Origin of the sequence: Streptomyces sp. ML-6 (assembly GCF_030116705.1) — a bacterium.
Taxonomy (GTDB): domain Bacteria; phylum Actinomycetota; class Actinomycetes; order Streptomycetales; family Streptomycetaceae; genus Streptomyces.
Genome location: NZ_JAOTIK010000001.1, coordinates 3,866,149 through 3,885,626, shown reverse-complemented (window position 1 = coordinate 3,885,626; position 19,478 = coordinate 3,866,149). Strand labels below are relative to the sequence as shown.

Sequence of the window (19,478 nt, the reverse complement as noted above, 5' to 3'; positions counted from 1 at the left end):
GGCGGCCCGATTCGTACGCGGTCCTAGCTCTGGGTCAGCGCCCAGATGCCCACCGCGAAGCAGATCAACGCCACCACCAGGATCGGGGCCGCCACCTTCAGGGGCGGCCCCGGCCGCTTCTGCGGGGCGCGCGCGGGCGTGGGCGCGGGGGCCGCGGGGTGCGGGGAAGCGCCGGGCGCGGGGACATGCGGCTGCCCTGCGGTGTACGCCCGGGTGGCCACCGGCTCCTGGCGCACGGCGGACGTGGGGGCCTGCGAGAACTCCGACGCGGATGAGGCGTAGGGGGGAGCCGGGTGTGCCTGGAGCGGAGCGGAGGGCGTGACCGGCTGGACCTGCTGGGGCTGCTGGACCTGCTGGGGCGGCGGTGTGGGCTGCTGCGGGGGCGGCGGGAGGTGGAAACTGCCCGTCTCCGACATCGAGACCGGGGGCTGGGCGTGGTACTGCCCGCTCACCGGCCCCTGCTGAGCGGACCGGACGTCCTGCGGACCCGGTATGCCCTGCACGCCCTGTGCGCCCTGGGTGCCCTGGGCGCCCTGCGGCTCCTGCGCAGGGGCGGCGACCGGTCCCGACGGGCCGAACCCCTCGGGCAGCGGCCCGAGTTGGTCGAAGACCTCGACGGGCTCGTCCTCGGGGTCGGGCTCGGGCAGCATCTCGACCGCCGCCGTCAGCGCCTTGCGCGCACCCGTCGCGGTACGGAAACGGGCCTGCGGGTCCGGCTGCAACAGCCCCGCCAGAACCTGCCACAGCGGCTCGGGAATCCCTTCCGGGGCCCCCGGGGTGCCGTGCGCGGCGAAGTGCTCGACGAGCGCCTGGGCGTCGGGCTTCTTCCCCTGGAGCAGATACAGCGCGACGAGCCCGACCGCGAACAGGTCCGCGGGGAAGTCGGGCTCCGCGCCCATCATCTGCTCGGGGGCGAAGTAACCGGGCGTCCCCACCACGTAGTTGGTCTCGGTGAGGCGGGGCTCGCCCTTGCGCATGGAGATGCCGAAGTCGGACAGCCGCAGATGCGGACGGCCGGTACCGGTCGCCTCCATCAGGATGTTGGCCGGTTTGATGTCCCGGTGCACGACGCCCTCCGCGTGCACCGTGGACAGCCCCGACAGCAGCTGGTCGAGAAGGGTGCAGACGAAACGGGGCGGCAACGGCCCGTAGTCACCGATGACATGGGCCAGCGAACCGCCGCTCACCAGGTCCATGGTGAACAGCACCTTGTCGTCGTCCGCGGCCCAGCTGGCCGGGGCGAGCACGTGCGGGTGCTCGATCCGCAGCGCCTGTTCGCGCACGAAGCGCAGCAGTGTGTGCGCGTCGCTCTGCTGGAGGACCTTGGCCGCCACGTAACGGCGGCGCCGGTGGTCCCAGGCACGCCAGACGGCGCCGACCCCACCACGTCCGATCGGATCGATCAGTTCGTACCGACCGGCGAAGACCTCACCCATTGCGCTGTGCCCGCTCCCAGTTCCCGTTTCGGTCCCACGATGTCCGGTCCCACGACCGGTTCCCGGCGGTAATGCCCGGCCCGATCGGGGCGGACGGTCCTAGTTCTGGTGTCCCTCGTAGTGCGCCACCGCGTCCGCGGTGCGCCCCGCGCCGTAGACCCTGAGGAACTCTGCCAGTTCGGGATGGGTCGGGGCGAGGGAGTCGGCGGCTTCGATGATGTCGCCGGCCGCCGCGACCGATCGCAGCAACGACTGGATCTCGCGGACCACGCGCCGGACGGTGGGGGCGCCGCCGGTGTGGGAGGTCTGACCCGTGCTGGTGAGGACGGAGCCGCCCTGGGACTTCTTGATCTCCTCCATGCGGTCGGTGGCCTCGCCCGCGCTGACGCTGCCGTCCGCGACCTGGCCGGCCAGCTCCTGGAGCGCCTGGACGCGCTGGACGACCGCGGGGTTGCCGATCTTCGCGCGCTGGCCGCTCATCAGCTGGGAGAGCATGGGGGCGGACAGTCCGAGGACGGCGGCGAGCCGGGCCTGGTTCAGGCCGAGGTCGTCTATCAGCCGACGGAAGAGGGCGCCGAGGGGCTCCCCGTACCAACTGCGCTGAAGTTCCCTGGCTCTTGCGGTGGCCTCTTGCTGCGCTGCGTCCATGGCGTCTCCCCTTCGCTGCGGCTTCGCTGCTGCGAACCTCGTCGAGCATCTTACGGAGAGTGGTCGCCGACCGGGAGTCCCTATCCTTTTGCAGGAATGCGGGGGGTACCCGGTACTGTGGGTCTGCGGCGGTGACCGGGACGCTGAAGCGTCCGCTGCTGTCCGTTTTCGGGGCCTTAGCTCAGTTGGTAGAGCGCTGCCTTTGCAAGGCAGATGTCAGGAGTTCGAATCTCCTAGGCTCCACTCGTCAAAACCCCCTCCCGCCTGTGGAAACACGGCAGGAGGGGGTTTTGCGTCGAAGGGGCGAAGCCGTGTCCACAAGAACCCGGGGCCCTGGGGACACGGCTTCGGCGGCCCCGGCTTCGATGCACACGGCTCCGGTGGACACGGCTTCGATGCACACGGCTCGGTGGACGTGGCTCCGGTGGGTACGGCTCCGGCGTGACAGGAGGGCGGTTCAGCGGCGCTCGTCCGGGCCCTCGTTCCCGTTGGCCCCGTCCTCGGCCTGTTCGGTACGGGCGTCGGGGTCGAGCGGGGCCGGGCCGCTGCCGTCGACCGAGGTCAGCGGCGGCCGGTCGGAGACCTCCGTGGGGGCGGGCGGCTCGACCAGCCAGTCGGGGTTGGCCTGCTTGTCCCACCACCGCCAGGCGGCGTAGGCGGCGCCCGCCACGAGGCCGGCCACGGCGAAGCCCTTGAAGAGCCGCCCGGTCCGTGCCCGCCGTTCGTGCTTCCTGGCCAGCTTCCGGATCTCCTGCGCCGTGACCTGCCCGCGCAGGGCCGCCAGCGCGGCGGCGCTGCGGGCCGTCGCCTCCTCGGCCATGGGCTGGGCGACGGCCATCGCGTGCTCGACGCGCGGCACGGTGTAGTCCGCGGCGCTGCGGGCGGCCCGGCGGGTGCGCAGGACGGCGCGCCGGCCGGCCTTGTCGACCTTGGGGGGCACGTGGGTGAGGGCCATCTCGATCCGGGGGGCGAGATGCGCGTCGTACTGGACGCGGGCCTGCTGAGCCGCCTTGGACACCTTCGGCGCGAGCCGGGTGCGGGCCTCGTGCGCGAGGTGGGCGGCCTGGTCCTTGGCCGTTTCGGCGTAGGGCACCACCACTTCCGCGGCGTGCTGCACGCTGTCCTTCGCCGAGTCGGTTGCGGCGCGCACGCTGTCGATGCGGGTCACGGGATCCTCCTCCTTGGTGGCGGGTGGGTACTCCGCCTTTCCACCCATTTCGAGATCATGCCCCCCGGATTCCGGTACGGCATGCGGGGCGGGCATCCGGGGCATTCGGGGCGCCCGGGTGGCCGGGTCGCTGGTGATGCCTTCGGGCAATGCGGTGCAAGGGGAGTCTTTCGCCGACAATGCCATGCTTCGGCCCGGTCCGCGCCGCTTCGTCACGCACTTGGCCGCATTCATCGAGGCAGGGGGAAGCGGCGAGGCGGAGGTGCGGGGGCGGTGAGACGGCAGTGAGGAAGCGGTGAGGGGGGCCGGGGAGAGGCCCGGTCGTGCCCGCGACTCCGTACGGGTGCGGAATCGGGCAGGGAGGTGAGTGCGCGCCACCGTCGGCGGCGGCCGGGCGCCGGGGCGGGCGGTCCGTGCGAGGATCGGAACGTCACTGCGGCCGGGCGGTGAACGGTGCACGTCGGGACCGTGCGGTGAACGGCACGGACGCCCCGGGACGTCACCGACGGCTTGAAACCGACGGCTTGAACGTCACCGAAGACTTACGGAAGGCAGATCGTGGCCGAGAAGCTTTACGCCACCTTGAAGACCAACCAGGGCGACATCGAGATCGAGCTGCTGCCGAACCATGCGCCCAAGACGGTCAGGAACTTCGTCGAGCTCGCCAAGGGCGAGCGGGAGTGGACGCACCCCGCGACCGGAAAGACGTCGACGGACAAGCTGTACGACGGCACCGTCTTCCACCGCGTCATCAGCGGCTTCATGATCCAGGGCGGCGACCCGCTGGGCAACGGCACCGGCGGCCCGGGGTACGAGTTCGGCGACGAGTTCCACCCCGACCTCGCCTTCACCAAGCCGTACCTGCTGGCCATGGCCAACGCCGGTCCGGGCACCAACGGCTCGCAGTTCTTCGTGACCGTGGCGCCGACCGCCTGGCTGACCGGCAAGCACACCATCTTCGGCGAGGTCAGCAACGACGCGAGCAAGAAGGTCGTGGACGCCATCGCCGCCACCCGGACCAACCCCCGCACGGACCGTCCGGTGAACGACGTCGTGATCGAGTCGGTCGTCATCGAGACCCGATGATCACCACGGGCCATCGGATGATCACGCTCTGATCATTCTTTCGGGAACCAAACGCCCTGCTCGTCCGTACTTGTTGCAGAACGGTACTTGTCACGTACCGGGGCGAGCAGGGCGGCGTCGTGCGTGCTGCCGCGCAGAGGACCGAAGGGACCGGAAGCGATGGGACCGATGGACCAGCAGCCGCCGGGGGGCCCGGACCCGTCCGCCGCGGAGGGCGCGCTCGGCTGTTACCGACACCCCGGCCGCGAGGCGAACGTCCGCTGCACCCGGTGCGAGCGCCCGATCTGCCCCAAGTGCATGGTCGACGCCTCGGTCGGCTTCCAGTGCCCGGACTGCGTCCGCCAGGGATCGGGTACGGGGCACGGCCCGGCCGCCAACCGGCCGCGCACCGTCGCGGGCGGCAGCATCACGGCCGATCCCCGCCTCGTCACCAAGGTCCTCCTCGGCCTCAACGTCACCGTGTACCTGGCGGTGCTGGCGAAGGGCGACGCGCTGGTCGAGGAGCTGATGCTGCTCGGCCGGGCCACGACCCAGTTCGGCGGCCCCCTGGAGGGCGTGGCCGAGGGCCAGTGGTACCGGCTGGTGACGTCGATGTTCCTGCACCAGGAGATGTGGCACATCGTGTTCAACATGCTGGGCCTGTGGTGGCTCGGCGGCCCGCTGGAAGCGGCGCTCGGCCGCGCCCGCTACCTCGCGCTCTACCTGATCTCCGGGCTGGCCGGCGGTGCCCTCACCTACTGGCTCTCCGCGCCCGTGCAGGGCTCGCTCGGCGCCTCCGGGGCGATCTTCGGCCTGCTGGGCGCCACCGCCGTGCTGATGCGCCGGCTCAACTACGACATGCGCCCGGTCTTCGTGCTCCTCGCGGTGAACCTGGTCATCACGTTCAACCCCTGGGGCGGAATCGCCTGGCAGGCGCATGTCGGTGGCCTGATCACGGGCACGCTGATCGCGATCGGCATGGTGCACGCCCCCAGAGAGCGGCGCGAACTGGTCCAGTACGGCACCTGCGCCCTCGTCCTGGCGGCCGTGGTCCTCGTCGTGGTCGCCAGAACGGCCGCGTTGACCTGACTGGTCCACCCGTCCGGCGGACCGCCTGAGGGACGGGCCGGGTGCTACGGGCCAGGGCTGGGGCGAGGCTGCCCGGCATCAGGCCCGGATCAGGGCCGTGGCCGCCTGGATCAGGGTCGTGAGCGCCCGGATCGGACCGGTTGTGATCGTCTGTGGCGGGAGTTGTCCACAGCGGGTACCGGATCTTGTGCATTCTGTGGGAACAACTGTGCCCCTTGTCGCTGAGCTGGGTTTTTCCAGCAGGGACAAGGGGCGTTCGCTCCCTCGGAGGGAGAGGTTGCAGTCACATCGGCGTCAACGGCCGGAAGGTTATCCACAGATCGTCTGACCTTTTCCCCTGCCTGTGGATAACGCTGTGGGTAACTCGGGGCAAGGGTTGCGGAAGCGGGCCCCGCCGTGCTGCTCAGACGCGGGACGGCGCTACTTCCACTGCGTGGAGACGCCGAAGCCACCGGCGATGAAGCCGAAGCCGACGACGATGTTCCAGTTGCCCAGCGACTCGACGGGCAGGTCGCCGTCGGTCACGTAGAAGACGACGATCCAGGCCAGGCCGAGCAGGAAGAGCGCCAGCATCACGGGCGCGACCCAGCTGCGGCTGGTCAGCTTTATGTTGGTTGCCTGCTTCGCCGGAGGGGGCGTGAAGTCGGCCTTCTTGCGGATACGTGACTTCGGCACGAGGAACTCTCCTGTCGATGCGCTGCGTGACCGCGCAGGGAACTGTGGCTGGCAGCCGGGGCGGGCGCGAGGGGGACTGCTGCCTCTCCCGGGCGTCCGTTAGCGTAGTGCTTCCGTGGCGCCTAAGGAGATAAGGGTACGTTGAGCAATTCCGCCGACTCTCCCCAAGGTCCGGTCCGGCGCACCTTCCGGCACCCGGCCAGAGTGCTCACGGCCGGCGTCTTCGCCCTCGCCGGCCTGATCTTCGTCACCAGTGCCAACACGGCCAAGGGCACCAACATCCGCACCGACTCCTCGCTGCTCAAGCTCTCCGACCTCATTCAGCAGCGCAGCGAGAAGAACGCCCGGCTGGACGAGACCACCGCGTCCGTGCGCGAGGACATCGACGCCCTCGCCCGGCGCGACGACGGCAGCACCGAGGCGGAGGACGCCCGGCTCAAGGAGCTCGAACGGACCGCGGGCACCACGAAGCTCACCGGCCGGTCGGTGTCGGTCACCCTCAACGACGCCCCGCCCGACGCCACCGCCAACCCCGGCTACCCCGACCCGCAGCCCAATGACCTGGTCATCCACCAACAGGACCTGCAGGCGGTCGTCAACGCCCTCTGGCAGGGCGGCGCCAAGGGCATCCAGGTCATGGACCAGCGGCTGATCTCCACGAGCGCGGTGCGCTGCGTCGGCAACACCCTGATCCTCCAGGGCCGGGTCTACTCCCCGCCGTACAAGATCACCGCGGTCGGCGACCCGGGCCGGCTCAAGCAGGCGCTCGACGACTCCCCGGCGATCAGCAACTACCTGCTGTACGTCAAGGCGTACGGGCTCGGCTGGAAAGTGGACGAGCACGATGCGGTGACTCTTCCCGGCTACTCGGGCACAGTGGACCTCCACTACGCGGAGCCCGTGGAGTAGCGAGCAGCTCCCGTGAAGGAGCGAGCAGCTGGGAGGCCGACCCGGTGCCGGTGCGACTGGTCGTCAGGACGTTCAGCGAACTCTGCATCACCGTCGGCGCACTCATCGTGCTCTTCGTGGTGTACGTGCTGTTCTGGACCGGGGTGAAGGCGGCGGACGCGACCGGGGCGGAGCTCGACGCCCTGCGCGGCCAGTGGGCGCGGACGGCCCCCGTGCCCGGAGCACGGCCCTCCCCGGAGCCGCCGGCCCCCGCCGCGTACCGGGACGGCGAGCCGTTCGCGATGCTGTACATACCGCGCTTCGGCAAGGGCTGGGAATGGCCCGTCCTGGAGAACACCGAGGTCAGGACCCTGCAGAAAGGTCTCGGCCACTACCGGGGCACCGCCCGTCCGGGAGAGACGGGCAACTTCGCGGTGGCCGGGCACCGCCGCACCTACGGCGACCCGTTCAAGGACTTCCCGAAGCTGCGCCGGGGCGACGCGGTCCTGCTGACGGACGGGACGACGTGGTTCACGTACCGGATCGGGAAACCGCCCCACCGGACCGTGCCGAGCGACACCGGGGTCATCGCCCCGGTCCCCCGCGGATCCGGCTTCGACGGGCCCGGCCGCTATCTGACCCTGACCACCTGCGACCCCGAATGGGGCAGCAGCCACCGGCTCATCGCCTGGGCGCACCTCGATGCCACCCGGCCCGTCGCGGAAGGCAGACCGGCGGCTTTCCACAGCTGACCCCCGCTCGTGCCGCGGCCCTTTAGTCTGGTTCCCGTACCGAATGGAGGGGACAGCATGTATGGCTGGATCTGGCGGCATCTGCCGGGCAACACGTGGGTGCGTGCGCTCATCTCGCTCGTACTGGTGCTGGGGGTCGTCTACGTGCTCTTCCAGTACGTCTTCCCGTGGGCAGAACCCCTGCTCCCGTTCGGTGACGTGACAGTCGACGGCTCGACAGGGACGGAGGGCGGCCAGTGAGCGCCCGCATCCTCGTGGTGGACAACTACGACAGCTTCGTCTTCAACCTCGTCCAGTACCTCTACCAGCTCGGTGCCGAGTGCGAGGTGCTGCGCAACGACGAGGTGACGACGGCACACGCCCAGGACGGCTTCGACGGCGTCCTCCTGTCGCCCGGCCCCGGTGCCCCGGAGCAGGCGGGCGTCTGCATCGAGATGGTCCGCCACTGCGCGGCGACGGGCGTTCCGGTCTTCGGGGTCTGCCTGGGGATGCAGTCGATGGCGGTGGCGTACGGCGGCGTGGTGGACCGCGCCCCGGAGCTGCTGCACGGCAAGACCTCGCCGGTGACGCACGAGGGCGTGGGGGTCTTCGCCGGCCTGCCGTCCCCCTTCACCGCGACCCGTTACCACTCGCTCGCCGCCGAGCCCGGCACCGTACCGCCGGAGCTGGAAGTGACGGCGCGTACGGCCGACGGCATCATCATGGGGCTGCGCCACCGCGAACTGGCGGTGGAGGGCGTGCAGTTCCACCCGGAGTCGGTGCTGACCGAGTACGGGCACCTGATGCTGGCCAACTGGCTGGTGCAGTGCGGTGACACCGGGGCCGTCGCGAGGGCGGCGGGGCTCGCGCCGGTGGTGGGCAAGGCCGCCGCGTGACCCCCCTCCGCCCCGAACACGAAGCAGGTCAGGACGGCCCGTACGAGCAGGGGACGTACGAGGCCGCGGGCGTGTTCGAGGCGGCGGTCGACCGGCTGGCGGATCCGCTGAACGATCCGTTGCCCGGACAGCATGCCTCGCCGTGGTTCAGGGCGGACAACATCCGTCCCGAGGAGGCCGGGGCACCGGAGGCGGGACGGGGACGGCACCGGAGCCCGGCCCCGCAGCAGTGGTCCGAGGCGGGGGAGGCCCCCCGGGCCCAGCCCTCCGGGCCACCACCGGCGGAACGGGAGGCGAGGGAGGCGCGGGGCGGGCCCGAGAGCGTCCCGGACGAGTGGTACGACCCCCAGGGGTTCGAACGGGACTGGTACGGGCAGCAGGGCCCCGCGGCGGCGTCCGCGCCCGCTCCGGTGCCCCCGGTCCGGTCCGACACCTCTTCCTCTTCCGACGCCTCTTCCCTCTCCTATCCGGATGCCTCCTATCCGGATGCCTCCTACCCGGATGTCTCCTTCCCGGCCGACGACGGAACGGCCGTCCTGCGGGCCGTCCACGAGCCGGACGTTTTTCCGGCCGATGAGAGAACGGCCGTCCTGCCGGTCGTCGACGGGACGGGCTTCGGCCCGGACCCGGTGCCCCCGAAGGACCCGGAGGGGGCGGAGGGCTTCGAGGACCCCGAGCAGGGCCCGGAAGGCCCCGGGAGAGGCCCCGGGGACGCGGCCCCGGAACCACGCCCGGGAGGCCGTGCCGAACGCCGCCGTGCGGCCAAGGGGCGCGGCCGTCGCCGCGCCGATGCCCCGGCACGGACCGCGCCGCCGGCCGCTGCGCAGGCCGACAGACCGATGTCGCGCGTCGAGGCGCGGCGGGCGGCACGCGCGGCCAAGGACAGCCCGGCCGTGGTCGCCAGCCGGTTCACCGGTGAACTGTTCATCACGCTCGGCGTGCTGATGCTGCTGTTCGTCACCTACCAGCTGTGGTGGACGAACGTGCGCGCGAACCAGTACGCGGGCAAGGAGACGAACAAGATCCAGGACGACTGGGCCAAGGGCGACCGCAACCCCGGAGTGTTCGAGGCGGGCCAGGGATTCGCCATCATCCACATCCCCAAGCTGGACGTGGTCGCCCCGATCGCCGAGGGCATCAACAAGGAGAAGGTCCTCGACCGGGGCATGATCGGCCACTACAGCGAGGGCTCGCTCCGCACCGCGATGCCGTCGGCCGAGAAGGGCAACTTCGCTCTGGCCGGCCACCGCAACACGCACGGCGAGCCGTTCCGCTACATCAACCGGCTGGAACCCGGCGACCCGATCGTGGTGGAGACGCAGGACGCGTACTACACGTACGAGATGGCGAAGATGCTGCCGCAGACGTCGCCGTCCAACGTCTCGGTGATCGATCCGGTGCCGGCCGGTTCCGGCTTCACCGAGCCGGGCAGGTACCTCACTCTGACGACCTGTACGCCGGAATTCACGAGTACGTACCGTTTGATCGTCTGGGGCAAGATGGTCGACGAGCGACCGCGCAGCAAGGGGAAGCCCGACGCGCTCGTGGGCTGAATCATCATCACGACAGGGACGGGTGCGGTGACAGCGAGGACCGAGGACGAAGAGCGGGTCGACGAGTCCACTCCCCTTCCCCGGCGCAGGGGCCGCCATCCCGTCGCGACCGCGGTCAGTGTCTTCGGTGAGCTGCTGATCACCGCGGGCCTGGTGCTGGGGCTCTTCGTCGCCTACTCCCTCTGGTGGACGAACGTGCTCGCCGATCGCGAGGCCACCAAGCAGGGCGAAACCGTCCGCGACCGCTGGGCGGGCGGACCGGGCGCGCTGGACACCAAGGACGGCATCGGGTTCCTGCACGTCCCGTCGATGAAGAACGGCGAGATCCTGGTCAAGAAGGGCACCGACGCCGAGAACCTCAACAACGGCATCGCGGGCTACTACACGGAGCCGGTGAAGTCGGCCCTCCCGTGGGACGAGGAGGGCAACTTCACCCTGGCGGCACACCGTGATGGGCACGGCGCCAAGTTCCACAACATCGACAAGGTGCGGACCGGTGACGCGATCGTCTTCGAGACCAGGGACACCTGGTACGTCTACAAGGTCTTCAAGGAGCTTCCCGAGACGTCGAAGTACAACGTCGACGTCCTGGAGCCGGTGCCGAAGGGCTCGGGGGCGAAGAAGCCCGGCCGCTACATCACGCTGACGACCTGCACGCCGGTCTACACGTCGAAGTACCGCTACATCGTGTGGGGCGAACTGGTCCGCACCGAGAAGGTGGACAGCGACCGCACGAAGCCGGCGGAACTGCGCTAGCCGATCCGCCGCCCCGCCGATCCGCCGAGAAGGGGCCCGAAGCCGCGACCACTGTTCGCGACTTCGGGCCCTCGTGCGTGCTGCCGGGGCTTAGGCCGCCCTTCCGGCCAGGTGGGATCAGAGACGGGAGATGCAGGGCGGGGGCCGAGGGGCGGGACGGCAAAGGGCCCCGGTCACCGTGAGGTGCCGGGGCCCGATGGCGGTCGGTGCGGGTCGGTATCAGTGCTTCCGCGAGCCGGACAGTCCGCCGAAGATGTTGCCGTCCCCACCGCCCGGCATGGTCTGGACGTTGACCGCGCTGTTCTTGTCGACCTGCTGGTTCGGGCCGGGCTGGAAGCCGATGATCCTCGCGTTGTCGTCACCGGGGCCCTGGACCTGGCCGAGCTGCAGACCCGCCTGGGCCAGCAGGGCCTTCGCCTCCGCGAGGGTCTTGCCCTGCAGGTCGGGCACCGTGGCCTTCTCCGGCTGCTGCGGCCCCTTGGAGACCTTCAGGACGATCTGCACGTCCTTGGCCTGCTTGCCGGCGCCCGGGGTCTGCTCGATCACCGTGTTCGCCGGCTGTTCCGAGTCGACGTCGGTGCGCGAGATGTTGGTGAACCCGATGCCCCTGAGCTGGGCCTCGGCCGCCTCGTACGTACGGGTACGGACGTCCGGGAGGTCCAGGGTGGCCTCCTTGGCCACCGTGATCGTGACCTCGGAGTTCCGCTCGGCCTTCGAGTTCCCCTCGGGGCTCTGCTCGATGACCGTACCCGCGGTCTTCTCGGACTCGATCGCCTTGACGGTCACCGTGAAGCCCTTGGCCTCCAGGTCCTTGCGGGCGGTCGCCTCCGTCTTCTCGACGACGTCCGGGACCTCGACCTTCGGCGCTCCGGTGGAGACGACGACCGTGATGGTCTCCTCCTCCTCCATCGTGCTGCCGGGATCCGGGGTCTGGCTGCAGATCTTGCCCTTGTCCTGCTCCTCGCAGGGCTCGCGCGAGCCGATCTTCAGGATGACGTTGGCGCTGTCGGCGAGTTTCTGTGCCCGGTCCACGGTCGCGCCGATCATGTTCGGCGCGTCGATCTCGTTGCTGCTCTTGGTGTTGCTGAGCACCGCCTTGCCGATCAGGATCGCCCCGATCAGCACCAGGATGCCCGCGACGACCAGCAGGATCGTCGAGGTGTTGCTCTTCTTCTGCCGACGCCGGTCGGGGCGGTCGTCGTAGCCGTAGCCGCCGTCGTCCGGGTTGACCGGCGGCAGCATGGACGTGGCCGCGTTGTTCGGATCGGTGGCGTGCAGCGCGGTGGTGGGCTGGTCGTTGCCGCCGTAACCGTCGTAGCCGCCGTAACCGGCCGCGCCCATCGCCGCGGTGGCGGCGACCGGCTGGCCGTCGAGGCAGGCCTCGATGTCGGCGCGCATCTCGTCGGCCGACTGGTAGCGGTAGTCGGGGTCCTTGACCAGGGCCTTCAACACGATCGCGTCCATCTCGGGCGTGATCTCGGGGTCGAAGTTGCTGGGCTTCTGCGGCTCTTCCCGCACGTGCTGGTAGGCGACCGCGACGGGCGAGTCCCCGATGAAGGGCGGCCGGACCGTCAGCAGTTCGTAGAGCAGGCAGCCGGTCGAGTACAGGTCGGAGCGTGCGTCGACCTGCTCGCCCTTGGCCTGCTCCGGGGAGAGGTACTGGGCGGTGCCGATGACGGCGGCGGTCTGGGTCATCGTCATGCCGGAGTCGCCCATGGCGCGGGCGATGCCGAAGTCCATGACCTTGACCTGGCCGGTGCGCGTCAGCATGACGTTCGCCGGCTTGATGTCCCGGTGGACGATGCCCGCGCGGTGCGAGTACTCCAGCGCCTGGAGGATGCCGACGGTCATCTCCAGGGTGCGCTCGGGCAGCAACTTGCGGCCGGAGTGCAGGAGTTCCCTGAGCGTCGACCCGTCGACGTACTCCATGACGATGTACGGGATGGAGACCCCGTCGACGTAGTCCTCGCCGGTGTCGTAGACGGCGACGATCGCCGGGTGGTTGAGCGAGGCGGCGGACTGGGCCTCACGGCGGAACCGGGCCTGGAAGGACGGGTCGCGGGCCAGGTCGGCCCGCAGCGTCTTCACGGCTACGGTGCGGCCGAGCCGGGTGTCGTGTGCGAGGTAGACCTCGGCCATGCCACCACGGCCGAGCACCGAGCCCAGCTCGTACCGGCCGCCGAGGCGACGCGGCTCTTCCATAACTGTTCCAGCCCTCTCCGTCAGTCCCGACCGCACCGGTGCGCGGTCCGGCGGTGTGCTGCTCGCACATACGCTACCGGCCACGCACTACCTGATCGGGCGGAAGTCCGGACTCGATATCCGACCGGTATCCCAATGTGCGGGTATGCCGCCCGATGTGATGGGCATCACTTCTTGCTGTCGATGACCGCCTCCATCACGGCCTTGGCGATCGGCGCGGCCAGACCGCCACCGGAGATGTCACCCCGGTTGGCCTGGCTGTCCTCGACCACGACGGCGACGGCGACCGGGGAGCCGTTGTCGGTCTTGGCGTACGAGATGAACCACGCGTACGGCTTCTCGCTGTTGTTGAGGCCGTGCTGAGCGGTACCGGTCTTGCCGCCGACGGTGACGCCGTTGATCTGGGCGTTGCGGCCGGTGCCGGTCTCGACGACGGTCTCCATCATCTGCTGGAGCTTCTGCGCGTTCTCGCCCGAGAGGGGCTGGCTGAACTGCTCCTTCTCGTGGGTGTAGATCGCGTCCAGGTTGGGGGCCTGGCGCTCGGCGACCATGTACGGCTGCATCAGCTTGCCGTCGTTGGCGATCGCGGCGGCGACCATGGCCATCTGGAGCGGGGTGGCGCGGTTGGACGCCTGGCCGATGCCGGCCATGGCGTTCTGCGGGCGGTTGTCCTTGGGGTAGACGCTGGCGTCGGCGCGGACCGGGGTGAAGATCTCCTCGTTGAAGCCGAACTTGTCGGCCTGGTCGATCATCTTCTGGTTGCCCAGGTCGTCGCTGATCTTGCCGAAGACCGTGTTGCAGGACCACCGCAGCGCTTCCCGGAGCGAGGCGTTCTCGCACGGGATGTTGCCCTCGTTGGCGAGGTTCTGGGTCGAGAGGGGAAGCCGCCAGGGGAGCGGCGACTTCGTCTTCGCGTCGATGTCGGTGTACAGCCCGTTCTCCAGCGCCGCGGCGGCAGTGACGACCTTGAAGGTCGAGCCGGGCGGGTAGGTCTCGCGCAATGCCCGGTTGAGCATCGGCTTGTCCTTGTCCTTCAGGAGCTTCTGCCGGGCTTCTGCGTCCTTGAAGGAGTTCCCGGCGAAGACCGAGGGGTCGTACGACGGGGTGCTCACCAGGGCCAGGATGGCGCCGGTCTGCGGGTCGAGGGCGGCGACGGCGCCCTTCTTGTCGCCGAGTCCCTTGAAGGCGGCCTTCTGGGCGGCGCCGTTCAGGGTGGTGACGATGTTGCCGCCCTGCCTCTTGTCGCCGGTGAACATCGACAGGGTGCGGTCGAAGAAGAGCTGGTCGTCGTTGCCGGTGAGGATGCCGTCCTCCAGCTTCTCCAGCTGCGAGGCGTCGAAGGCCTGCGAGGAGTAGCCGGTGACGGGGGCCCACATGGGGCCGTCCTTCCAGACCCGCTTGTACTTGAAGTCGCTGTCCTTGGTCTCGACGGACCCGGTGACGGGGTTGCCGTCGACGATGATGTTGCCGCGTTCGTGGGCGTAGCGCTCGATCTGGACCCGGCGGTTGTGCTTGTTCTCGTTCAGCTCGTCGGCGCGTACGTACTGGAGCCAGTTGACGCGGACCAGGAGAGCGAGGACGAGCAGCCCGCAGAAGATCGCAATCCTACGAAGGGGCTTGTTCACGGTCGGACCACCTGGGTCATCTCGGCGTCGGGTGATGGGGCTGGGGTCGGCGCGGGACGGCGTGCGGTGTCGCTGATACGGAGCAGGATGCCGATCAGGGCCCAGTTGGCGATCACCGACGATCCGCCTGCGGCGACGAACGGCATGGTCATACCCGTCAGCGGGATGAGGCCCATGACACCGCCGGCGACGACGAAGACCTGAATGGCGAAGGAGCCGGAGAGTCCGATCGCGAGGAGCTTGCCGAAGGGGTCACGGGAAGCAAGGGCGGTGCGGACACCGCGTTCGACGATCAGGCCGTAGATGAGGAGGAGGGCCATCATTCCGGCGAGGCCCAGTTCCTCGCCGACGGTGGCGAGAATGAAGTCGGAGTTGGCAGCGAAGCCGATCAAGTCGGAATTGCCCTGGCCGAGTCCGGTGCCGAGGGTGCCGCCGGCGCCGAAGGCCATCAGGGACTTGGCCATCTGCTCGCTGGCGGCCAACTTGCCCCAGCCGGCGAACGGGTCGAGCCAGGCGGTGACACGCTGCTGGACGTGGGGCTCGAAGGTGGCCACACCGACCGCACCGGCTGCGGACATCAGAAGGCCGAAGACGATCCAGCTGGTGCGCTCGGTGGCCACGTACAGCATGACGACGAACATGCCGAAGAACAGCAGGGACGATCCCAGGTCGGTCTCGAAGACCAGGATCAGGATCGAGAAGGCCCAGATGGTGATGATCGGGCCGAGGTCACGGCCGCGAGGAAGGTAGAGACCCATGAAACGGCGACTGGCCAGGGCCAGCGCGTCCCGCTTGACCATGAGATAGCCGGCGAAGAACACCGCAATGATGATCTTGGCGAACTCCCCTGGCTGGATCGTGCCGACGCCGGGGATCTTGATCCAGATCTTGGCACCGTTCACGGCGGGGAAGAACATCGGAAGGATCAGGAGGAACAGCGCCACCAGCATGGAGATGTATGTGTAGCGCTGCAGGATGCGGTGGTCCTTGAGGACCAGCAGAACGGCGACCAGCAGCGCGATGCCCACGGCCGAGAACAGCAGCTGCTTGGAGGCGGCGGGTGCGAAGTCTGGGGTCGCCTGGAACCGTTCCGACTGGTCGAGTCGCCAGATGATCGCCAGTCCCAGCCCGTTCAGCAGTGTTGCCAGAGGAAGCAGCAAGGGATCTGCGTACGGGGCGAACTTGCGGACGGCGAGATGGCTGATGCCGCCCAGAAGCGCCAGGCCGAGCCCGTATCCGAGCATGCCGGAAGGCAGCTCGCCATTGAGAGCGAGCCCGACGTTGGCGTAGGCGAAGACCGAGATGGCGACGGCGAAGCCCACCATCATCAGCTCGGTGTTGCGGCGGCTCGGCGCGTCGATCGCGCCGATCGTGGTCGTGTTGGTGACAACGCTCATGGTGCTGAAGGCCCCCTACGGCTTACTGCTTACCGCACTGCGGGACCAGCTTTTTCTCTTCCTCCGAGAGGCTGGGACCAGGAGCGGGAGTTTTGGTCGGCTTGGTCTTGTCGGTTTCGGACGTCTTGGCGCCACCGGAGGTCTTGGTGGCGTCCGAGTCCGTGCCCACGGCCTGGCCCTCGTCCGATCTGGCCTTCTCGGCGGCACGTCGCTCGGCGTTCTTCCGGCAGGCGGACGCCTGGACGGAGAGCTCGTCGATCTTCTCGCGGGCGGAGGCGAGGTTGCCTTCGGCGATGGTCGCCTCGACCTGCTTGCGCTGGTAGGACGGGAGGTACTTGAGTTCGATCTCGGGGTGGTCCTTCTCCACCTTCGAGAGCGAGATCCAGCCCAGTTCCTGGCTGATGCCGCGGAACAGCGCGACGTGGTCGTTCTTCGCGCCGACGTAGAACTGGTTCTGGGTCCAGCGGTAGCCGCCGTAGAGGCCGCCACCGACGACGGCGAGCGCCAGCACGGTGTAGAGGGACCTCTTGAGCCACTTGCGGCCGCCGCCGGGCTTCACGAAGTCGTCGTCGGTGTACGCGTCGAAGGAACCGTCCGGCATCCCGCCGTAACCGATGTCGTCACCGCTTCCGGGCGGGCCGAAGCCTCCGGCGGGCGGCGGGACGGGGCGGCCGAGGCCGGCCGCGCGGCCGGCCGGGGTCTGCATGGCGGCCGTGCTCTCGGCGGCGGTCATCTGCGCGGCCTGGTTCTCGGCGACCGCGCCGACGACGACCGGGGTGTCGTTGAGCTGCGCGGCCAGGGTGTCGTTGCTGTCGACGTCGAGGACGTCCGCGACGATGCAGGTGATGTTGTCCGGTCCGCCGCCGCGCAGGGCGAGTTGGATCAGTTCCTGGATGGTCTCCTGGGGGCCCTGGTAGCTGGCGAGGGTCTCCTCCATCGTCTGGTGGGAGACGACGCCGGAGAGCCCGTCGGAGCAGATCAGGTAGCGGTCACCGACCCGGACCTCGCGGATGGAGAGGTCGGGTTCGACGTGATCGCCGCTGCCCAGGGCGCGCATCAGGAGGGCGCGCTGCGGGTGGGTGGTGGCTTCTTCCTCGGTGATCCGGCCCTCGTCGACCAACCGCTGCACCCAGGTGTGGTCCTGGGTGATCTGGGTGAGCACGCCGTCGCGCAGCAGGTACGCGCGGGAGTCGCCGACGTGGACGAGGCCGAGGCGCTGACCGGTCCAGAGCAGGGCGGTGAGCGTGGTGCCCATGCCCTCCAGCTGGGGGTCCTCCTCGACCATCATGCGCAGCTGGTCGTTGGCCCGCTGGACCGCCGTACCGAGCGAGGTCAGGATGTCGGAGCCCGGGACGTCGTCGTCGAGCTGGACGAGGGTGGAGATCACCTCGGAGCTGGCGACCTCGCCGGCCGCCTGGCCGCCCATGCCGTCGGCGATGGCCAGAAGGCGCGGACCGGCGTAGCCGGAGTCCTCGTTGCCCTCCCGGATCATGCCTTTGTGCGATCCGGCGGCGAAGCGCAGGGAAAGACTCATGCGCACCTCTCCCGTCGGCTCGGGGTACAGCCGGTCTCGAGCCACACTGCCCACCCTCCGGTCGGGAGCCGGGCGGGGTCCGATGACCGTACCGCCGCGGCTCGCTCGCTCCGCTCGCTCATTGTCGTACTACTTCCGCAGCTCGATGACGGTCTTGCCGATTCGGATCGGCGCGCCCAGCGGAACAGGCGTCGGGGTGGTGAGACGGGTCCGGTCGAGATACGTGCCGTTGGTGGACCCGAGATCCTCGACGATCCACTGGCCGTCACGGTCGGGGTAGATCCTGGCATGCCTGCTGGACGCGTAGTCGTCGTCCAGCACGATCGTCGAATCGTGCGCCCGGCCCAGCGTGATGGTCTGCCCCTGGAGCGCCACCGTGGTGCCGGTGAGGTTGCCCTCGGAGACGACCAGCTTTGTGGGTGCCCCCCGGCGCTGGCGGCCGGACTGTTGACGCTGCTGCGGCGGTGCCGCGGCGTTCTGGCGCTGCTGTGGCGGTCGTGCGTCGTTCGCGGTGCGGCGTGAGCCGCGCTGTGTGACACGTGTTCCGAACAGATCACTGCGGATGACCTGGACGGCCACGATCACGAACAGCCACAGAACAGCCAGGAAACCTAGCCGCATGACCGTCAGGGTCAGCTCTGACATTGCCCCCGCTTCACCCTTCGGCTTGCCGGTAAACGATGGTGGTGCTGCCCACGACGATCCGCGAGCCGTCGCGGAGCGTAGCGCGGGTGGTGTGCTGCCCGTCTACCACGATGCCGTTGGTAGACCCGAGATCCTGGATCGTCGAGGGCGTTCCGGTCCGGATCTCACAGTGCCGACGCGATACGCCGGGGTCGTCGATCCGCACGTCGGCGTCGGTGCTGCGTCCCAGCACCAGCGTCGGGCGGGAGATCTGATGGCGGTTGCCGTTGATCTCGATCCAGCGTCGCACCTGCGCGTTGGGCAGGGGGCTGGGACCGGCCGGCGGGTGCCGGTCGGCGCTGGGCCTGCCCGCGCCCGGCGGCGGGGCCGCGGGCATGGGCGGGGCGGAGGTGGGCGGATAGCCGTAGCCGCCGCCGGGAGGTTGCGGGGACCGTCCCGGGCCGGGGTAGGGGGGCTGGCCGGGCTGGCCCTGCGCTCCCTGTCGGCTCTGGGGGTCCTGTGAGGAACTCGACGCCAGGGTGCGGCTGCGCACCCGGTAGAGCCCGGTGTCGAGGTCGTCGGCCTTCTCCAGGTGGACCTTGATGGGGCCCATGAAGGTGTACCGCTGCTGCTTGGCGTAGTCGCGGACCAGGCCGGAGAGCTCGTCGCCCAACTGACCGGAGTACGGGCTGAGTCGCTCGTAGTCGGGAGTGCTGAGCTCGACGATGAAGTCATTGGGGACGACTGTCCGCTCGCGGTTCCAGATCGTTGCGTTGTTGTCGCACTCGCGCTGGAGGGCTCCCGCGATCTCGACCGGCTGGACCTCGGACTTGAAGACCTTGGCGAAGGTGCCGTTGACCAGACCTTCGAGACGCTGCTCGAAACGCTTCATGACTCCCATGGGGCACCTCCTCCGTCGTAGTCGTCCCTGTACTGCTTACTGATCGTATCCACGCGTCGGGAAATCGGCTGGTTCCCCTTGTCTGCCCTGTGGATGAGTGTCACCTCTCACACGGATCGTAGAGGCGGCCTCCTCACAGTGTCCCGCACCCCGGGCACATACAGGAGGAGTGGGGGCGACCGCTCGGCGTTCCCGTTGCCCTCCTGGCGGTCGGCGAAACAACGGATGTGAATCCACCCTGTCCAGCGTGCTAATCTTCCGGATGTCGCCAGGCGATCGCACCAAACGGT

At 69.3% G+C, this 19,478-nt stretch carries 18 protein-coding genes and 1 tRNA gene; 9 read left to right on the top strand and 10 right to left on the bottom strand.

The annotated features are described in order from the left end of the window. Positions 1–23: 23 nt before the first annotated feature. Both OCT49_RS17170 and OCT49_RS17165 read right to left on the bottom strand, forming a co-directional pair. Positions 24–1,436: a serine/threonine protein kinase gene (locus OCT49_RS17170; RefSeq protein WP_283852771.1), complete on the bottom strand. Its 1,413-nt coding sequence runs from the start codon at positions 1,434–1,436 to the stop codon at positions 24–26. A gap of 99 nt (positions 1,437–1,535) precedes the next feature. Further along, positions 1,536–2,084, bottom strand: coding sequence for a helix-turn-helix domain-containing protein (locus OCT49_RS17165; protein WP_283852770.1), 549 nt, complete (start codon positions 2,082–2,084; stop codon positions 1,536–1,538). A 170-nt stretch (positions 2,085–2,254) separates the two neighbouring features. Here OCT49_RS17165 and OCT49_RS17160 point away from each other — a divergent pair. Beyond that, positions 2,255–2,327: transfer RNA gene (locus tag OCT49_RS17160), tRNA-Ala, on the top strand. Positions 2,328–2,541: 214 nt separating this feature from the next. On the opposite strand, the gene OCT49_RS17155 is transcribed toward OCT49_RS17160, so the two are convergent. Continuing rightward, positions 2,542–3,252: a DUF5324 family protein gene (locus OCT49_RS17155; RefSeq protein ID WP_283855825.1), complete on the bottom strand. Its 711-nt coding sequence runs from the start codon at positions 3,250–3,252 to the stop codon at positions 2,542–2,544. Positions 3,253–3,810: 558 nt separating this feature from the next. Here OCT49_RS17155 and OCT49_RS17150 point away from each other — a divergent pair. Together OCT49_RS17150 and OCT49_RS17145 are read left to right on the top strand one after the other, a co-directional pair. Next, positions 3,811–4,338 carry a peptidylprolyl isomerase gene (locus OCT49_RS17150; RefSeq protein ID WP_283852769.1) on the top strand — a complete coding sequence of 176 codons (528 nt, stop codon included), beginning with the start codon at positions 3,811–3,813 and terminating at the stop codon, positions 4,336–4,338. Positions 4,339–4,506: 168 nt separating this feature from the next. Beyond that, on the top strand, positions 4,507–5,406 hold the full coding sequence (locus tag OCT49_RS17145; RefSeq protein WP_283855824.1) for a rhomboid family intramembrane serine protease: 900 nt from the start codon (positions 4,507–4,509) through the stop codon (positions 5,404–5,406). Positions 5,407–5,826: 420 nt separating this feature from the next. Here the strand turns inward: OCT49_RS17145 and crgA are convergent, their stop codons facing one another. Continuing rightward, entirely contained in the window at positions 5,827–6,081 is a 255-nt protein-coding gene (crgA, locus tag OCT49_RS17140; RefSeq protein ID WP_283852768.1) for a cell division protein CrgA, read from the bottom strand. Positions 6,082–6,222: 141 nt separating this feature from the next. On the opposite strand from crgA, the gene OCT49_RS17135 reads away from it, so the two are divergent. The 6 genes from OCT49_RS17135 to OCT49_RS17110 are packed head-to-tail and all read left to right on the top strand — an operon-like array spanning position 6,223 to position 10,905. Continuing rightward, a complete protein-coding gene (locus OCT49_RS17135; RefSeq protein ID WP_283852767.1) occupies positions 6,223–6,990 on the top strand; it encodes a DUF881 domain-containing protein in 768 nt (255 codons plus the stop codon). Positions 6,991–7,034: 44 nt separating this feature from the next. After that, positions 7,035–7,721 carry a class E sortase gene (locus tag OCT49_RS17130; protein WP_283852766.1) on the top strand — a complete coding sequence of 229 codons (687 nt, stop codon included), beginning with the start codon at positions 7,035–7,037 and terminating at the stop codon, positions 7,719–7,721. Positions 7,722–7,778: 57 nt separating this feature from the next. Further along, positions 7,779–7,961 carry a hypothetical protein gene (locus OCT49_RS17125; RefSeq protein WP_148836937.1) on the top strand — a complete coding sequence of 61 codons (183 nt, stop codon included), beginning with the start codon at positions 7,779–7,781 and terminating at the stop codon, positions 7,959–7,961. Beyond that, positions 7,958–8,596, top strand: a complete 639-nt coding sequence (locus tag OCT49_RS17120; RefSeq protein ID WP_283852765.1) for an aminodeoxychorismate/anthranilate synthase component II — start codon at positions 7,958–7,960, stop codon at positions 8,594–8,596. Before OCT49_RS17125 ends, OCT49_RS17120 begins: the two co-directional genes overlap by 4 nt. Beyond that, a complete protein-coding gene (locus OCT49_RS17115) occupies positions 8,593–10,149 on the top strand; it encodes a class E sortase (protein WP_283852764.1) in 1,557 nt (518 codons plus the stop codon). Before OCT49_RS17120 ends, OCT49_RS17115 begins: the two co-directional genes overlap by 4 nt. A 27-nt stretch (positions 10,150–10,176) precedes the next feature. Continuing rightward, complete coding sequence (locus tag OCT49_RS17110; protein WP_283852763.1) at positions 10,177–10,905, top strand: class E sortase; 729 nt, start codon at positions 10,177–10,179, stop codon at positions 10,903–10,905. Positions 10,906–11,124: 219 nt separating this feature from the next. Here the strand turns inward: OCT49_RS17110 and pknB are convergent, their stop codons facing one another. From pknB to OCT49_RS17080, 6 genes are all read right to left on the bottom strand, one after another. Continuing rightward, positions 11,125–13,107 carry a Stk1 family PASTA domain-containing Ser/Thr kinase gene (gene pknB, locus OCT49_RS17105; RefSeq protein ID WP_283852762.1) on the bottom strand — a complete coding sequence of 661 codons (1,983 nt, stop codon included), beginning with the start codon at positions 13,105–13,107 and terminating at the stop codon, positions 11,125–11,127. Between the two features lie 167 nt (positions 13,108–13,274). Further along, on the bottom strand, positions 13,275–14,732 hold the full coding sequence (locus tag OCT49_RS17100; protein WP_283852761.1) for a peptidoglycan D,D-transpeptidase FtsI family protein: 1,458 nt from the start codon (positions 14,730–14,732) through the stop codon (positions 13,275–13,277). Then, complete coding sequence (locus OCT49_RS17095; RefSeq protein WP_283852760.1) at positions 14,729–16,129, bottom strand: FtsW/RodA/SpoVE family cell cycle protein; 1,401 nt, start codon at positions 16,127–16,129, stop codon at positions 14,729–14,731. The genes OCT49_RS17100 and OCT49_RS17095 overlap by 4 nt, the downstream gene beginning before the upstream one ends. A 22-nt stretch (positions 16,130–16,151) precedes the next feature. Further along, a complete protein-coding gene (locus OCT49_RS17090) occupies positions 16,152–17,663 on the bottom strand; it encodes a Stp1/IreP family PP2C-type Ser/Thr phosphatase (RefSeq protein WP_283852759.1) in 1,512 nt (503 codons plus the stop codon). Positions 17,664–17,792: 129 nt separating this feature from the next. Continuing rightward, a complete protein-coding gene (locus tag OCT49_RS17085; RefSeq protein ID WP_283852758.1) occupies positions 17,793–18,308 on the bottom strand; it encodes an FHA domain-containing protein FhaB/FipA in 516 nt (171 codons plus the stop codon). A gap of 10 nt (positions 18,309–18,318) precedes the next feature. Next, a complete protein-coding gene (locus tag OCT49_RS17080) occupies positions 18,319–19,188 on the bottom strand; it encodes an FHA domain-containing protein (protein WP_283852757.1) in 870 nt (289 codons plus the stop codon). Positions 19,189–19,478 lie beyond the last annotated feature (290 nt).

Coding starts and splice junctions, on each gene's coding strand:
- OCT49_RS17170 (WP_283852771.1), bottom strand. CDS start 1,436: ATGGGTGAGGTCTTCGCCGGTCGGTACGAACTGATCGATCCGATCGGA.
- OCT49_RS17165 (WP_283852770.1), bottom strand. CDS start 2,084: ATGGACGCAGCGCAGCAAGAGGCCACCGCAAGAGCCAGGGAACTTCAG.
- OCT49_RS17145 (WP_283855824.1), top strand. CDS start 4,507: ATGGACCAGCAGCCGCCGGGGGGCCCGGACCCGTCCGCCGCGGAGGGC.
- OCT49_RS17125 (WP_148836937.1), top strand. CDS start 7,779: ATGTATGGCTGGATCTGGCGGCATCTGCCGGGCAACACGTGGGTGCGT.
- pknB (WP_283852762.1), bottom strand. CDS start 13,107: ATGGAAGAGCCGCGTCGCCTCGGCGGCCGGTACGAGCTGGGCTCGGTG.
- OCT49_RS17095 (WP_283852760.1), bottom strand. CDS start 16,129: ATGAGCGTTGTCACCAACACGACCACGATCGGCGCGATCGACGCGCCG.
- OCT49_RS17090 (WP_283852759.1), bottom strand. CDS start 17,663: ATGAGTCTTTCCCTGCGCTTCGCCGCCGGATCGCACAAAGGCATGATC.
- OCT49_RS17085 (WP_283852758.1), bottom strand. CDS start 18,308: ATGTCAGAGCTGACCCTGACGGTCATGCGGCTAGGTTTCCTGGCTGTT.
- OCT49_RS17080 (WP_283852757.1), bottom strand. CDS start 19,188: ATGGGAGTCATGAAGCGTTTCGAGCAGCGTCTCGAAGGTCTGGTCAAC.